The organism is Massilia soli (assembly GCF_016809835.1).
Taxonomy (GTDB): Bacteria; Pseudomonadota; Gammaproteobacteria; order Burkholderiales; family Burkholderiaceae_D; genus Telluria_A; species Telluria_A soli.
The window spans coordinates 71,469-86,463 of the sequence record NZ_JAFBIL020000003.1; the positions used below are offsets into that span (position 1 = coordinate 71,469).

At 57.2% G+C, this 14,995-nt stretch carries 12 protein-coding genes; 5 read left to right on the forward strand and 7 right to left on the reverse strand.

Going from position 1 to position 14,995, the window contains the following annotated elements:
• Positions 1 to 117 precede the first annotated feature (117 nt).
• Together I4X03_RS07840 and I4X03_RS07845 are read left to right on the forward strand one after the other, a co-directional pair.
• Positions 118 to 1,326 (forward strand): DUF1173 family protein, encoded by a 1,209-nt coding sequence (locus I4X03_RS07840; protein WP_223467668.1) that lies wholly within the window; start codon positions 118 to 120, stop codon positions 1,324 to 1,326.
• Positions 1,327 to 1,517: 191 nt separating this feature from the next.
• The gene (locus tag I4X03_RS07845) at positions 1,518 to 1,847 is read left to right on the forward strand and encodes an H-NS histone family protein (protein WP_223467669.1); all 330 of its coding nucleotides are present in this window, start codon (positions 1,518 to 1,520) and stop codon (positions 1,845 to 1,847) included.
• Between the two features lie 393 nt (positions 1,848 to 2,240).
• Here I4X03_RS07845 and I4X03_RS07850 read toward each other — a convergent pair whose 3' ends face one another.
• The 3 genes from I4X03_RS07850 to I4X03_RS07860 are packed head-to-tail and all read right to left on the reverse strand — an operon-like array spanning position 2,241 to position 6,987.
• The gene (locus tag I4X03_RS07850) at positions 2,241 to 3,170 is read right to left on the reverse strand and encodes a hypothetical protein (RefSeq protein WP_223467670.1); all 930 of its coding nucleotides are present in this window, start codon (positions 3,168 to 3,170) and stop codon (positions 2,241 to 2,243) included.
• A 47-nt stretch (positions 3,171 to 3,217) separates the two neighbouring features.
• A complete protein-coding gene (locus I4X03_RS07855) occupies positions 3,218 to 5,470 on the reverse strand; it encodes a hypothetical protein (protein WP_223467671.1) in 2,253 nt (750 codons plus the stop codon).
• On the reverse strand, positions 5,467 to 6,987 hold the full coding sequence (locus I4X03_RS07860) for an SIR2 family protein (protein WP_223467672.1): 1,521 nt from the start codon (positions 6,985 to 6,987) through the stop codon (positions 5,467 to 5,469). Before I4X03_RS07860 ends, I4X03_RS07855 begins: the two co-directional genes overlap by 4 nt.
• Before the next feature lie 796 nt (positions 6,988 to 7,783).
• On the opposite strand from I4X03_RS07860, the gene I4X03_RS07865 reads away from it, so the two are divergent.
• Positions 7,784 to 8,068: an HNH endonuclease gene (locus tag I4X03_RS07865; RefSeq protein ID WP_223468100.1), complete on the forward strand. Its 285-nt coding sequence runs from the start codon at positions 7,784 to 7,786 to the stop codon at positions 8,066 to 8,068.
• A 114-nt stretch (positions 8,069 to 8,182) separates the two neighbouring features.
• Here the strand turns inward: I4X03_RS07865 and I4X03_RS07870 are convergent, their stop codons facing one another.
• The 4 genes from I4X03_RS07870 to I4X03_RS07885 form a co-directional block, all read right to left on the reverse strand.
• Positions 8,183 to 8,953, reverse strand: a complete 771-nt coding sequence (locus tag I4X03_RS07870; protein ID WP_223467673.1) for a hypothetical protein — start codon at positions 8,951 to 8,953, stop codon at positions 8,183 to 8,185.
• Between the two features lie 653 nt (positions 8,954 to 9,606).
• Positions 9,607 to 9,891, reverse strand: coding sequence for a hypothetical protein (locus I4X03_RS07875; protein ID WP_223467674.1), 285 nt, complete (start codon positions 9,889 to 9,891; stop codon positions 9,607 to 9,609).
• A gap of 113 nt (positions 9,892 to 10,004) precedes the next feature.
• Positions 10,005 to 10,226 (reverse strand): hypothetical protein, encoded by a 222-nt coding sequence (locus I4X03_RS07880; RefSeq protein ID WP_223467675.1) that lies wholly within the window; start codon positions 10,224 to 10,226, stop codon positions 10,005 to 10,007.
• 636 nt (positions 10,227 to 10,862) lie between these two features.
• A complete protein-coding gene (locus tag I4X03_RS07885) occupies positions 10,863 to 11,504 on the reverse strand; it encodes a PEP-CTERM sorting domain-containing protein (protein ID WP_223467676.1) in 642 nt (213 codons plus the stop codon).
• 1,683 nt (positions 11,505 to 13,187) lie between these two features.
• Between I4X03_RS07885 and I4X03_RS07890 the strand changes: the two genes are divergently transcribed.
• A complete protein-coding gene (locus I4X03_RS07890) occupies positions 13,188 to 13,862 on the forward strand; it encodes a hypothetical protein (protein WP_223467677.1) in 675 nt (224 codons plus the stop codon).
• Positions 13,863 to 14,521: 659 nt separating this feature from the next.
• The gene (locus I4X03_RS07895) at positions 14,522 to 14,767 is read left to right on the forward strand and encodes a hypothetical protein (protein WP_223467678.1); all 246 of its coding nucleotides are present in this window, start codon (positions 14,522 to 14,524) and stop codon (positions 14,765 to 14,767) included.
• Positions 14,768 to 14,995: the final 228 nt, after the last annotated feature.

Sequence of the window (14,995 nt, forward strand, 5' to 3'; positions counted from 1 at the left end):
CGACGGCGTCATATCATCCGGTGATCCCGCGATCTCTTACTGGCGCTATCGGCTTGTCTGCCGAGCTTTCTGATCCGTTTACCGCCACTGTCAAAGAACCAGCGTAAGGCGACCTCCATGGCTTCCTCTCCGCGTATCGTCGTACCTCCAGACCAGACGGCCCACACGCTCGACTGGCTGACCGGGTCGGCCGCCGGCCAGCTGGTGCTGGAGCGTCGCCACCGGGTCCAGCAGGCCCACCGCTTGCGCTGCGGCTGCCAGCCTGGCGGGCGCCAGCCGGCGCTGGTGATCCGCCTGCTGCAAGACCATTACTACATTGCGCGCATGCCGGAGACGGGGCATCTGCACGCACGCGGGTGTCCGATGTTCAGCGAGGACAGCGCGCTGAGCGGCGTGGCCGAGTATGCAGGAGCGTTGCGCTACCGCGGCGAGGTTGCCGAGGTTAAGGTGGGGTTCGCGCTTCATGCTGCCGTGGCGCCGGCCGCGGGGCGGGGTGGGCGGGTGCGCGCTGGGGACACGGTGCGACGCGGGTCGATGGGACTGGCCGGTCTGCTGTCGTTGCTGTGGACGCATAGCGAACTCCATACCTGGACGCCGGGGACGGTGCGGCCGTGGGTGCGGGTGCGCAGCAGCCTGCTGGAGGCGGCTGCGCGCATTTACCTGGACAAGCGATGCCTGGCGGATCGCCTGTGCGTGCAGGGCGGGGCGGGACAGCCCTGGCTGCCGCCGGCGCCTGGGGCGGATGCGGACTGGGGTGCGTACCGGCTATTGCTGTTCAAGGTGGGATCGATGGCCAGGACGCCGCTGGGTGGGGCGTATCTGAAGACCAGCGGAGGGGAGGCGGTGTTGGCGCCGAAGGCGGTGCTGTCGGCATGGATGACGAGCTATCCGCGGGTGGCGCCGTTCCTTGAGGCGCGTGGGAGCGGGCGGGCGTCGGTGGTGTGCCTGGCGCTGGCGCACTGGAAGCTGGTGCGCGGGGCGCCGTGCCTGACGGTGCTGCAGGGGGCGCTGATGCTGACCAACTGGCGCGCGATTCCGGTGGAGTCAACTTATGAGCTGCAGATCGCCGACCTGCTGGTGGAGCAGGAGCGCCGGTTCATGAAGCCCATGCGCTACGACGCGGCGGTGGACGCGGTGTTCCCGGATTTCGTATTGAGCGATGCGGGGGAGGGCGGGGTGCCGCTGGAAGTGTATGGGATCAGCGGGAATGCGCAATACGAGGCGCGCAAGCGCCAGAAGCGTGCGTGGTACCAGGCGCAGGGCCAATGCTTCTGGGAGTGGACGCCGCCGGCGCCGGTGCCGCCGCTGCCCGGGAAAGTCCTTTAACGCCGCGACAGGTTCGTTGTCATCCGTGTTGCGACGCGGTGCGGGTCGAGGCAGCGCGCGGGGCGTTCTTGCGCGATGTCGTTGTCCCGTGAACGTGAGCACGTGCCGGCGCTCGGACAGCGGTTTTTTTTGCCGGGTGCATAGTAGAATCGTCGAGAGTACATTTATCCCTTACCGCAAAGGAAACGCGCATGGCGAACACTGACCTGGCAAGCTACAACCTCAGCGAGCTGAAAGGCCTGCAGCACGACATCGAACAAGAGATTAAGCGGCGCGAGCGGGGCGAGCTGGAAAAGGCGCGGCAGCAGATTCTGGCGATCGCCCAACAGGCGGGCGTCTCTTTAGAAGAACTGCTCGCTAGCGGGACGAAAAAATCGAACGTTGCAAAGGGCCGGAAGGTGCAGGCGCAGTATCACAATCCGGCGAATAAGGCGCAAACCTGGACTGGCCGGGGAAGGCAGCCGCGGTGGATTGCGGACGGCATCGCGGGCGGCAAGAAGCTAGCCGATTTCCGTATTTGAGGTGGCAGTGGGGTCGTCTGATTGTCCGGATAGGGCTGTTTACACGCTGCCAAGAGCCTGGGCTCAAGTCGGCTGCGGGCTGAATAGGCCGCTCTCTGCAGACGTGGCCGTCTAGTCGGCCAACTTCACCTGGTGAGTGATTCTGTAAAAGCCCAAGAGTAAGTTTGTTGTCCGCAGACCAGTCTTGCGGCTGAACACTCGCCAAGAAATGTTGGAGGGCACTAACAACGCCGCCATCACTCCACCAACCGTCATATTGGTCAACCAGCGGTGCGTGGTGAGCCACGCCCGCACCTTTTCAACCTCTTCATGTAGATTTGCAGGCATTATTTTTTATCCACTGAGTCATACTGGTCCGCATTCAAGCAGATGTGCTTTCCATTTTTCACGCTGCTAGTCAAACGCAAGGGACTGATAAAAGCGTTCGCGCAATAGAGTTGATTCCTTTTCCCGCTCTTTGGGTGCCGAAACGCCTAACATATAGGTGCCACCCGGTACGCGGAACATCAACGAGTGCATGATGACTGAGCCTTGCGTAGTGCTTGTTTCAACGGCAGATACGCCCTTGAACTGGACAATTTTGTTGCGCTTGCTCTTCATTTCAGTGTCAAAGCTGCCTGCCATTGAAGGGTCTGGTCCGTTCGGTTCGCGAACAGCAAAGAACGTTAATCCGCTTGCATCCGTGGTCCTGACCATGAATCCAGCCATCTGGCCCGCTTTGCCTGATGTAGCGGCGGTCACGTCCTGAAACGGTGCCGGCATGTCGATTGAGAACTCGCCGCCGGTTGAGTGCGCACGATGCCAACCTCCGGGAAGGGGATTCGTTGCATCTTGCCGATATATCTTAGTTTCCAGCGAGACAGGTGGGGATTGGCGCATAGGAGCCATTTTTACTGACACTGGCTCGATGTAGAAGACACGTCTGCCAGGGGCGTCCAAGTGTTTGCTTCCAAATAGCCGCAAGCGCTGTCCAAACAAGCGCTTTCCCGCTGGCCCGTCAAATGCGACCTTCCCTCCAGGGAAGCATTGCCCTACTAGGACTGAACCTGTCGCGCCGCGCTTCCCCGGCCACCCTCCCTTGACCTCTTCCATGTCCGATATGGTCAAAAACAATTGATTCTGGTCGGTTGACGGTACCATCGCATCGTCAAGATTGGCCTCAACAATCCAATCCGCCTTGTCGGCCGCGTCCGCAGACGACTTAATGATTGCCATGCATGGTGGCATATTCGACAGTCTATTTTCTTTCGCCATCGCTCCGGCCTGCGCCAGAAACATAGTCCACAGTATCACCACACCATTGGCCAGAAATCTAATACTCAATTCATTCTCCTGTCTAGTTGATACCGCAATCCGCGCCCGCGCTGTCGCTAAATATCGTCATTTCCGGTGTTGGCCTTTGCACGTTGCTGTGCACGTATGTTCTCGTAGGTTTCCTTCAGTAAGGTCGAACCCTGATTTGCGTATTCGTTACAAATCCATTCTGCCTCATCAATCGCGCCTGCATCCGCTAGGATAGTGACACATTCAACGATATTCTTCTTGTCATAGTCCGGTAAGAAGCCAGTCATGGCCGCTTTGTATATTGTTGCCACTTCGTTCGGGTATTCGCTCGCAAGGCGCGCAAGATGTTCAATCAGCAGATATCCATGATGGCCGACCTGGGCATGCGGAGCGACCTCAACCAATGCCTCGACGAGTGTCGGACTTAGTTCCTGAATAAAGGCAATCAACTGGCTGAGTGCTGACTGAAGTTCCGGTAAGTCATGGCCGCTTTGACGGACTCGCTCTGCAACGCTTTGCCAGAACGCTAAAATTTTTGGCGAACGAGCCGAAGGCTCGCCACCTCTTAGCGTCCAAAAGAACCAGCATAGTTGCTTTAGTTCTTTAACTTTTAGTCCAACAATTAGGTCCGTAAGCAGACCACCGCCGTCGAGACTTTCCATATCTTGAAGATAGGCAAGTCCTAGAAATTGCAGGGCTCTATCAGCTACTTGGTCTTTCAGCCCATCGGTGAAGACCATCTTACGCAGATGCCCACCTTCCACGAGCTTCTTGTACAACCAGTCGTAGAGGTAGCGCTGGTACGAAAACCCTTGTGCGGCGTTCTTCCAAGCTGCTTCGTTCGATGAAGAAAAGATACGGTCAAAGTTGGATTCCGTCCAATGAGAATTCATGTAATGTAAATTTACGCAATACATTCCTGCCAATGCCGCGAAATCTGCATTCTTTCCTCGTTCGCTGCTAGCGAGTTCCGATTCAAAGATGGGACCGACAACCGACCAGATTTTGGCATCTCCTTGGTTAGCAGCCACCTCCTCACGACGCATCGCAATTGAAAGATGAATGAAAGCCTCTAGGGTGCGTCCTCTTGACGAATTGATGGCATGGGATACTGCGTCGGCCGACTGTTCTACCTCTGTCGGTTGGATGCTAGACAGAATGAGTCGCAATATTTCTAAGCAGAGGACGTAATGTTCAACCGGAAGATGACGCTCTGAACCGGTGGCGCTCTTCAGGAGGGCCGCTATGTCGCTGATTACCCAATGGACTGATGGCTCCCAACCTTGGGTATCGCCTTCCTCCAGTTCGGCCTTAAATTCGGGCATGGTGACGACTCTTCGCACGAGGGTTAAGGTCGCTACCCAATCAATATTTCGTTTATCGTCGGCCCAACGTTCTTTCAGCCCCCCAAGCAGGCCGTGTTGATATGGGCGTGCCAAATCAGCGAACAGTTCAATGCTCGTAGCAAATCCGTCTTCACTGGCCCTAACAGCTGCCGATAACGCTGACGCCAAGCCTCGATAAGTAGGTCCATCCCATTCATGTCCGGAGGGAGCGAAATTCTTAAGGAATTTGATCAGCTCTTCATTTGACATCGCAATTAGCGCGTCAGATGCGATGGGGCTTCGTTCTCCAACCCATCCGCCTGATGTGTACGCGTGAAAATCGGGATGGTCGCGCACGGGCCCCCAGCGTTCAACTAACTCTTGATATTTCATGTCTACTTCAGAATCACCCAAGCCCGAAGCCGGGTGCAAGAGGTCCCGCTTTTGTGTCTCGTCCCATTCCTCTTGCTTAGACTCATCGTTCCAATCGCCCTTGAGTCCATCTACGATGCCGAGGAACCTAGACCTTTCGGCAGCGGAAAACTTGATAAACGATTTCTTGATGAACCAGTAAATCTCGTGCCAATACGGGATATCGACGAACCATTGGTCATTTACGCATTCCCAAAAAACCCGGCCGATGCTTCCATAGTGCTCGCCGCAAGCATAAATTCCCACGCGAACAAGCGTTGGATAGGGTGATTGAAGAAGCAGTTTAACGGCCTCGCGCGCTTCAGGTGTGTCGATGGCACTCGCACCCAACGTCGCGTCACGAACTGCATCAACTAGCGCCGAGCGCGCATCGTCTTTATATGAGTCTTGCTCGTGCTCCTCAATCGCATTGCGCCAGACGTAAGAGTATCCGTCGTCCTCTGCAGTGCCGATATACTCGGTGAGGCGCCGGGCCAACAATTCAACGGCGGCTGCGCCGCAGCGTTCGCCGAGCCTTTTCGACGAGAGCTTTAATACTTCACCCAAGTGGTGGCTATCCAAAACGCCAGTCTTTTCAGTCATTCGGACTCTCCCTGTGGTCGGACCATCGACAGCACATCAACCAGTAGCAAAGCCCTTTTCCAATTCGCTGGTTCTTGACTCTCCAATAGCCGTGGCAAAAGCTGCTCGCCAAGCTCTTGTCCCACCATATTCGAATTGAAGCGACCTGAAACCCAGGTACGAACCATGTCAACGTCAGAATCGTCGAGGACATCCAAGGGCAAGTTCGACACTATGGTTGCGAGGGACCACAAAGTTCGCCAGTTGTCCAGGCTGCGTTGTTGTGCATCTAAGCTGATTGCGCGAACAATTTCTACGATGCGCTTTGCTTGCGCGCCATCTGCCAATGGCGCTATTATTTCGAGATAACGCAACGCCGGCCATCCATCTGCCATGTACGAAGTACCCTTTGCATCTGCGACTTCTCGTACACCCGGGTTGAACTGAATGGCGAAATAACCGGCGTCGTCAAGTGCGCTGAACCAAGACAGGTCCTTCAAAGCATTTACAAAGTACGAGTTAAGCTCGGTGTGTTTGCTGACGAGGCGCAGCGCCGCCTCACGGTTGGCAGTGGTTGGCGCCGCAATGCAACTATCAAGATGGGCTTGAAGGTCCAGAGTGGTTGGGTCGCGCACGTCGAGCTCCATATTCCAGCTTTTGAAGACTTCAACGACCTCTTGATATCCTTTTTCGTCAATGCAGTACTTGATGACGCGAACACCGCACTGGTCTCGGAAGAAGTCTTCCATAAATCCAGTCTGAACGGACTCCGTAGACCTGTGCGCGTACAACAAGAAGTGCCTTGGTTCAGCCGTGCCAGTCCTAAGCGATTCGTTGGACCGGATGATGTAATCCAAAATTTCAAGTTCAGCGAGACCGTAGCCAACAAACAGCACGGTGTAGTTCTTGAACATTGCGCTGAGAAATGCTTGAACTCTCACGTCTGCATAGTGTTCGATATAGTGCTTTAGCGACACCACCATGGAGCTTGGTTCTGTGTACGAACCGTGTAAGTGGATTACAGCTCCCCGTTCAGCAAGCAGGGCGGAAGATAGATGTTCACGCAGGTAGTACTTCGACCTTTGGACTGGCCGTTTGGCAGGTTCAGACTCACCGCCAGTCCTTACTTCCGGAGACAGTTCGCCTGGCCCCGTGTCGTCGAGCCACTTATCGTAGTTCGTCGTAACAAAGACCGGTCGTAGGCTCGAAAGCAGTTCGTACAACTCGACACCAATGGCATTGGGCTTCCCAGGGTGCAATATTCCGTCAAAGTCGATGTTGATGTCTTTCTTCTGTGCGAGTGCCATTGCGATAGACAGGGTCCTTCGGGAATCGCCGAGCCCACGTAACTGTTCCGCTTCCAAAAAACTGAGAACACCACCTTTTTCGAGCTTGCCAACTACTTGGCCGGCGAAACCTCGCCAATCCGGGCTGCCGCACAACTTGGAGGCGCCAGCGCCGACAAATACGACCAGCTCGCCATGCTTCGCCGCGTCTCGTATCACTTGGTCCGGTCTGTAGCCGCTAGATTCGGTCATGTCTCACTTCATCAGATTGATGCCGTCTCGGGCAAACGAGTTAAACGAAAAGTTGCAGTTTAACCAGTTAAGTGACCGGTGCACAGTGGTTCGGGTTTCCAAGCTCACGTAAATAAATTCGTGGTGTCTCTGCGGCTCACCCCTACATTATTCGGGGAGTCACATGAACCACCCAAATTGCCCAAGCAATACAGCGGAACGGTACACACCCCTGCAATCTTCGATACCCAGTCGGAATTCTTCGAAACCCGCGACAATACGGGCTTTCGGAAGTCCACATACACACTTAAAGCGGTCTGCGATCGTGGCCCCTTGAGTGAGAAACCAAGTGTTTTGGCGGGCGCCGCCGTAGGGAGGCAATTTGCGATCGCAGCCGTTCAAGGTTCGCGTGAACGAGGGCGAATACCGGGAGCTCCGCCAGCGTGCCGACGCGCAAGAATTGACGATGTCGGGGCATGTAGGTGCGTCCGTTACTGTGGTGCACCGGAGTCAGACGTGGTCGGCGAGCTGTCGATGCTGCTGAAGCGGCAGGGATCGTCACTTCGATTTTGAAGTTGCGTAACTGTGCGATTCGAAGTAGAGTTCAAATGCTCGGGAACTACAACATCCTGACCGCATAGACTGAGTTTATGCATAGCCGTTTCGGATGACCGACGGTGCCTGTGTGAAGCGCGACGCTCTCCAGGGATTTACTTGATAAAACAGGTGACCCTTGATGAGTTCAAAGCGACTACGCCGATTGCGCCAACACGCCTATGAAAAGCAGGATGGCCGCTGCTTTTACTGTTCCTACCTGATGTGGTTGACGGGCAGCGACGACTTTGCTCGCAGCCATCGACTACCACCCCGCCTTGCCCGATATTTGCAGTGCACCGCGGAACATCTCATGGCCCGCCGAGACGATGGCAGCGATACCGTCACCAACGTCGTGGCTGCATGTTTGTGGTGTAACCGGATGCGCCACCAGGGCCGCGCGAAAAAGGCGCCGGAGGCGTTAATCTACAAGGCGCAGGTGTCACGCCTCGTTGCGTTGAGACGGTGGCATCCGCTGGCGTCCAGTGGAAGAGGAGTCTCTGTCTGACAAACGTCAGCTTACTCGCTCACTTCCAACTCGTACATGGCTAGCTGGTCCATCGGCTGCCGATTCATCGGCGGTTGGGTTCGGCAGTTCGCCTGGTGGAGCAAGGCTGCGCCTTCATTCGGGCTCTGCACTCCAGCGGGGATCCTCGACCGCACCAAGGCCGAGCTGATCCATGAATGGGAGGTAGGACGGGCGCGGCTGAGGCACGCCACCGACCAGCTGGCAGGGCGCGCAGCGCACGCCGCCCCGCTCGCGGCTGCGCATGCGGGCCAGCGGCATGTAGGCGATACATGCAGGCGCGAGGCCGTGCTCGGCCGCCGAGAAAAACGGCAGGGCGACGACCATCTCCGGATGTACAGCGCTCAGCTGGCCTTCAAAGCCGTAGGCGTCGCGGTCACGCTTTTCTGCGGTGGGGTACAGGCCCTTGACCTGAACCGGACGCAGCAGCATGGTGCCGTCGACGTCTTTTGAGACGATAAAGTCGAAGCCGACGTCGCGCTTGGGAAAATAGACGGCCCATCCGGCGTCTCCAAATAGGCCGGCGACATACAGCTCCGCAAAATAGTCGCGCGTCTTTGGGGCCAATCCCCTGAAGCGAGAGACCAGCAGGGGAATGCCGGTCGTGGTCCAGAACTGCATCGAGATATAGCCGCCCGACATGCCCTGTGTGGGATACCGTTCTACCCGGAATTGGTCGGTGCCGTCGAACGGGGCACCGGTCAGCGTGGTGATGGCGCGCGCGATCATGGTGCCGACTGCGTTCGCGGAATTTGGCATTTTTTGCGACGACAGGAAGGCGCAAAGCTCTTCCCACAACAACGGGTCGCCGCGCAGCCCCCATTGTTCGGGACGGGGATCGAATAGTTCGGAGAAAGTCTGGTGCATGTCCGGGTGGGCTGGTTAGTTGTTTGATCGCGGCGGTTGGGCGGCGTACCTTTGTCTGCACGCGCCGGACGCGGGCGCGAAAGGTCTCAGTGTAGAGGGGCGTTGCGCTTATGACAAGTCGACCTGGAATCGAGCGATGCCGTGCTGTTCCGCTTTTGGAGGCTTTGTGGCCGCCGCTGTGAGCGCGCGGTGGGCCGGGCAGCCGCTCTTTGCCGCGATCTGTCGGCGTGGCGCCGGGGGCGCACATGACCCACTGATTTGCAATCTACCCGGCAAAACTTTTTTTGCCTGGTCGTAGGGCGCTTTGTCGGCATTTCGTCCCCTTGACCGATCTTCGCTGACCACGGCTTGGTGGCCTGGGACCGGGAAGGACGTGCCGTCTATCGTCTCTCGCATCTCCAAGTCGTGTTTTGTAATCTTGCACGACGATGGCTGCTCCGGGACATTGTCGCCATCGCCGACTGCGCCTTGATCAATGCGGTAACGTGACCAGCCGCAGCATTTAGAAGGCAACGATTACTGCTGCTTCGATGCGCCGATCAATCCAGATGGTTCGGAACCTGTCAATCACACAGCCCGAGCGCATCAAGGCATAGCCAGCTTCGCCAGCGAGGTGTGCCCAAGACCGCCTGTCCGTGCTGTAGCTGACGATCTTATCGCCGGGTTGAACCTTCGCTGTAAACGCCACCCATTTTGGGTTGATGAACCCGAACGGCACTTGTGGATAGTCCGACCTCAGTTCTAGCTTCTTCGATAGTGTCGCCATGTTCTCCCGCCTTGGCGATGGTCAGTGGTGCGGAAACCTTGTCTGTCGGCGCAAACGTCTCGCATGGCTGCCCCGGCGTGTCCGCCAGGGCCGCAGACGATACGATCAACAGGCAGAAAGAAAACAGCAATTTCATGGGCGCTTTTTCGAGACGACTGACTGGCATGGACATACTCTTGCCTGGATTTACATCCTATTTGAAGAGGCGTTGCCGTCCAGGCCGCTTGGTTCGCGCCGCCGGATCAACGCGGACACTGGCCGGAGGGCTGGCTTGTGCGGCAAAGGTTATTCCATCACCAGGCGACGACGCTGGGCGGGGCGGGTCAGGGTGCGCAGGGCAACCTGGAGACTGATGTCGTTGGCGTCCAGGTACCGGGCGGCGTAGCCGGTGCCGCAGTGGCGCTGCAGGTCGAGCGCTGCTTCGACGGTGCGTTCCGCGGCGTGGTCGAGCCGCGCCTGGTAATTGGCGACATCGCGCCAGCGTTCGGATGATCGATGCGGTTTCACGAAGCGGTCCTTTTTGATTGAGCGCGCTCGCCTGATCCGGATGACAGGCTTGGGTGTCGGGCCGGCTGGCGATGTGGATGCTGGTTCCACGATAGCGCGTGGCGCATTTGGCGGTTGGCGCTATCGCAAGCGCGCGGTGGGATTGGCAAGGTGTCCTGCTTAGACGCGGTCCCTGCCTTTGCAGCGGGAGCGCAATGCTGGTGTTGCGGTCGCGAAAGCCTTGCCAGCGTTGACGGCCTGCCGCGTGTTGGCGGCGATGTGCTCGATCGGTCCACGGGCCAACGCTGCCATGCTGGCCCGTGGGCGACGTGATCTGGGCTTACCGGCTCATGCGCAGGCCGTGCTCGGGGAGGGTGTTGCCGTCACCTAACCGGCCCAGTCCGCCGAGAGCGTGACCTGCACTCACGCTACGTCCAGATTGAAACGGGTGTGACTGCCGACGCCAAACAGCTTGGCGGGATTCAGGCCGTCTTGGAAAAAGCCGTGCTAGGGCAACTGGCAAATCGACTGGCGCACCGCGTCGGCGGCGGTGTCGGCGATTCTGATTTTGGACTGGTGCCAGTCGCCATGTTCCAGGAGCATGGCGCCGTGTTTCATGCTACGGGATAGCCGGCCCTCCCGTAGCGTGCAGTGCGATCAGACCGAACGACGGCGGAACCGAGCCAGGCCGATCAGACCGAGGCCCACCAGCGCCAAGCTGGCTGGCTCGGGAACCGGGGTGGGAGCCGCCAGGCGCATCGTCGGGCCAAATATTTGAACATCGAAGCTTGACAGGGGCGCGGCGAGGCCGTTGTTGAACGAACCTACAACACCACCGCGGACGATGATGTCGGACACGTTGGTGAAGCTCGAGCCGATCTGCGCCAATGGCGTGAGCTCGTAAAACAGGGCGCCGATCAGGTAGTCGCCGGGCAGCAGTGTCAGCTCGGAGATGTCCTCCATCAGCCATGACCCTTGGTCACTGGCCGAGGCCACCATTTGGCTGGCGTCGGAAATCGGGGCGCTGGCCAATAATGTACCGGTGCTGGTCCACAGGCCCGCTCGTGTCGCTGCGCCGATGCCGTCCGAGCCCGCATCCCATAAGCCCAGGCCGTCAATCCTGATGGCGTTGGTGACCGTGAACGACCAACCGTAGGTCGAACCGTTGCTACCGCAACCGCCACAGGGAGTAGCCGTGCCACCGCCCGTGAGGTCCATCACCAAACCAGCTCGCGCCGGCTGGATGGCAAGGAACATGAGCGTCATTACTGTTGCTAAGTAGAGTGTGAGCTTTTTCATTCGTCGATCTTTCAAGGTTTTTTTATGGGCCAGGCGAGGACGGCAACAGCGGCCGGGTAAGGGTAATTCAACGCCGCCATATGGCTAATGCAAATTACGTACCAACGTTAAATTCCTAATAGAAACAACAGCTCAGGAGATTTGCTAACTACACATGTAAATATATTCGACACGTGGAGCGCCGCGCGTAGGTGGGTAGGCCGTCGATTTCACGACACCGTATCCTCCTGCAAGACACCTATGCCAACGCGCGGAGGAAGTCGAAGGCAGGGCTGGCTTATCCGATCCGGGTACGAGTGGGTGCTTGGGAGGGCAGGGCGCGTGGGCCAAGCGGCTGGCGCGGTGAAGGCGGTGGAGTTGATGGGTGCTCGGCCCTGCGGGCCCGTCCTCCTTGCGGGTGCGCTGCGCTGGCGTCCCTGCGGGACCGGGCCTGCGGCCCGCCTGCAGTCCTCTCTCGGCAGACCTGCTCATCAAGGGGCGGGTGCCCCACCCCTTGGCCGCATGGCTGATCCCCAACGGCACGCGCGGCGCGCTGCGTCCCGCTGCAGGCGCTGAAGTGGGGAACCGGGCGCGCGCCGATGGCGCTTGCCTAGCCGCTGCGCGACAAAGTGATGGTGGTGGATGCGGTTGGCGGCTGTCAGCGAAACACATTATCGATATCAGAGGCGCTAACTACTTTCGATGCGCTTTTTCATGTCGGAAACTTTTACAGGTGTCAGATCGTCGCTTCTTTAACTCGTTGATACCATTAGTTATTCCACGGTGGCACGGGTTGTGCATAACCAAAATATATTCGCATATTTCGGGGATTTTCAAACGTGATACTCAAATCAGCTTTATTGCGCTTGATTGGCGGCCTGCTTATTTCGGCTGCTGCAGCGCAGAGCTCGGCAGGACATTTGGATAGTGTCTGGGTTTCGGGTGAGGTCGGATTCTCCTGCGGCACTGGAACAGGAGGGTTTGAAAAGTACTGTTCGGATGGGGAAAATATTGAACGAGGCAGTTTTTATCTCACATACGAATTATCGGTCCCTGACTCGAGTTCTAATGTGGAGGGAGGATTCTTCCGAGGCGCAATTACGTCCTTCGAGATGAGCGTTAGTCAGATTAACCGACCGGATCTCTACTTTTCGTTGGTCGGATATGGAGACATATCCCGACATGACGAGTGGATCTGGTGGGAAATGACGCTTGCCGAATCGAATAGCGTTGTTGCACCGAGCAGGTTTTCGTTTGGTCTTGTGCACTTCCACCAGTTGGCAAATTTGGCAAATCCCAACGAACTTCCAACGAGCGATTTCTGGTCGGACAATATCGTTGGACTCCTTGGAGAAGGTGCCGGAGCCTCTGAAACCGATTGGCTGTATCCAGGTAGCCTTAATGCAGGAACAATTCCTGGACCTGTAGATATACCGGTGCCCGGGTCCTTCTGGCTCATTCTTGTAGGATTAGCGGGGGCAGCTCTGCAGAGACTCCGTCCGCGAAAGCGCAGGTTTGCATAGCAATCGATGAAAGCCATAGAGCCAGGACGGCGTCGGCTCGGGAGAGCGGAATCTGCAGGCCGCAACGGCATTACTGTATTCGAGATACCGCTCACGTCAGACGGATATGCTCGACGACCAAAAGGAATAAATTTTTGGTTCGCTAGCACCTGAGCTATCATGCTCCCGATAGACCTTTGCAATGAAGATTGCTATCCCGAACACGAGGCCAATGTTGCCATTTGACGCTCCCGCGCTGCGCTCCCGCAAGTTGACTTTTTTACTCGCTATACTGTTGGCGGGATCAGTTATCGTCAACATATTTATTGCCGGCGACACCTACTTTAAGACCCATGCCACAGGAATGACCGATGCGTCGGCCGCCACCCCCCGCGCCGGTAGCGCCGGGGAATCTGATGCTTCCGCACTCAAGCGACAAGAGGCCCTGCGCTTGCGGCAGATTGCAGGCCTGAGTGCTGACATCGCAACCCACTTGAGCACTGTGGCCGCTCTGCATCACGAGCGCGCTGCGCTACTCAGCAAGAATGCACAAACCAATCAAAAGCTTGCGATTACAAGCAGACAGCTTGCGATATCCCGGCAGAAGCTTGCTGCAACGACAGCGGCGGCTCGCCGCGTCGGTATTGGGACTGCGGGTCGCTTGCGAAGTGCCATCAAGCGGCAGTTTGTTACAGGGGCCGGTAAGCTCGTCCCATTACTGGGCACTGGCGTGGCGGCTGGTAGCTTTGGTTATGACGTCTACGAATTATGCGCGAGCATCGACGACCTTGCCGAGTTAAACCGCGCCATCGGAGAACCGGCCAAGGACGATGGCGTGATCGATACGATGTGCCGTGCTGCGAAGAAGGGTTTGTGACCGGACCAGGTCGTACATAGTGGCCGTGGCTAAACGTACCCACTCGGTAGTGTCCGGACTGCTGGGGGAATGCCACATATCAGCGTATCCCGTTTCGAAAGGTCCTTGATGATAATAGCCTGTCCAATTTGCAAACAGGGCGATGTTGAGAAATTGAAGTTCCGTGCGTTGGCAAATATTATTTTCGTTTGCTCAGAATGCGAGGCAACTTGGCTTAAGGTCGAGGATGTTGGCGATCGGCGAATTATTGACTTTCGCAGTTACATGGAAAGCATGGGAGTACCTCCACCGTGGGGCGAATACGAAACTCTCTCTATGGACTAAAGGTGCTTGACATTGCGACAGAATCCTGTGGGCCTGTCCTCCTTGCGGGTGCGCTGCGCTGCCGTCCCTGCGGGACCGGGCCTGCGGCCCGCCTTCAGTCCTCCTCTCGGCAGACCTGCTCATCAAGGGGCGGGTGCCCCACCCCTTGGCCGCATGGCTGATCCCCGACGGCAAGCGCGGCGCGCTGCGCCCCGCTGCAGGCGCCGAAGTGGGGAACGGGGCGCGCGCCATGCGCTTGCCTGGCCGCTGCGCGACAAAGTATTCGAGAATACTTTAGCTAAAAGCGGTTATAAATGTGCCCCGACGGTGTAATAGCATTGTTACCTTAGAAAAAAATGATTGATTCGAAAACCAAAAAGAGAATTGTTGTTCGGATGGACGCGCGGTATGGGCCCTACATTCGTGTCGCGACGTATGCAGATGCCGACGCCCTTCAGGACAAGTTTGACGAGGATTATTATGTCCTCTACTGGATGATGCGTGCTGATGAGTTGGAGGACGACGGTGGTAGGGAATACTATTTCGGCGGTGGAGCGGATCCGGTCAAGCTGCAAACAATTCTCGACGAAATCGAATTTTGATGATTCTTCAAGCGTGTCATTGCTGTGTTGAGTGGGCCCATGTGATGTAACGAGCAACCATCGCTCATCTCTAGCCTGTTCCCTAATCGGCAGAAGGTTCGGTTTTGGTACGGCCGGCGATGGCCCGATCAAAATTCGCTTTGGTTCCCATCGGCGATACTGGGTATATTCGAGCTATTCACACGAAGACGGGATATGTTTTTTGGAAAATTTTGGGTGCAGAGTCAA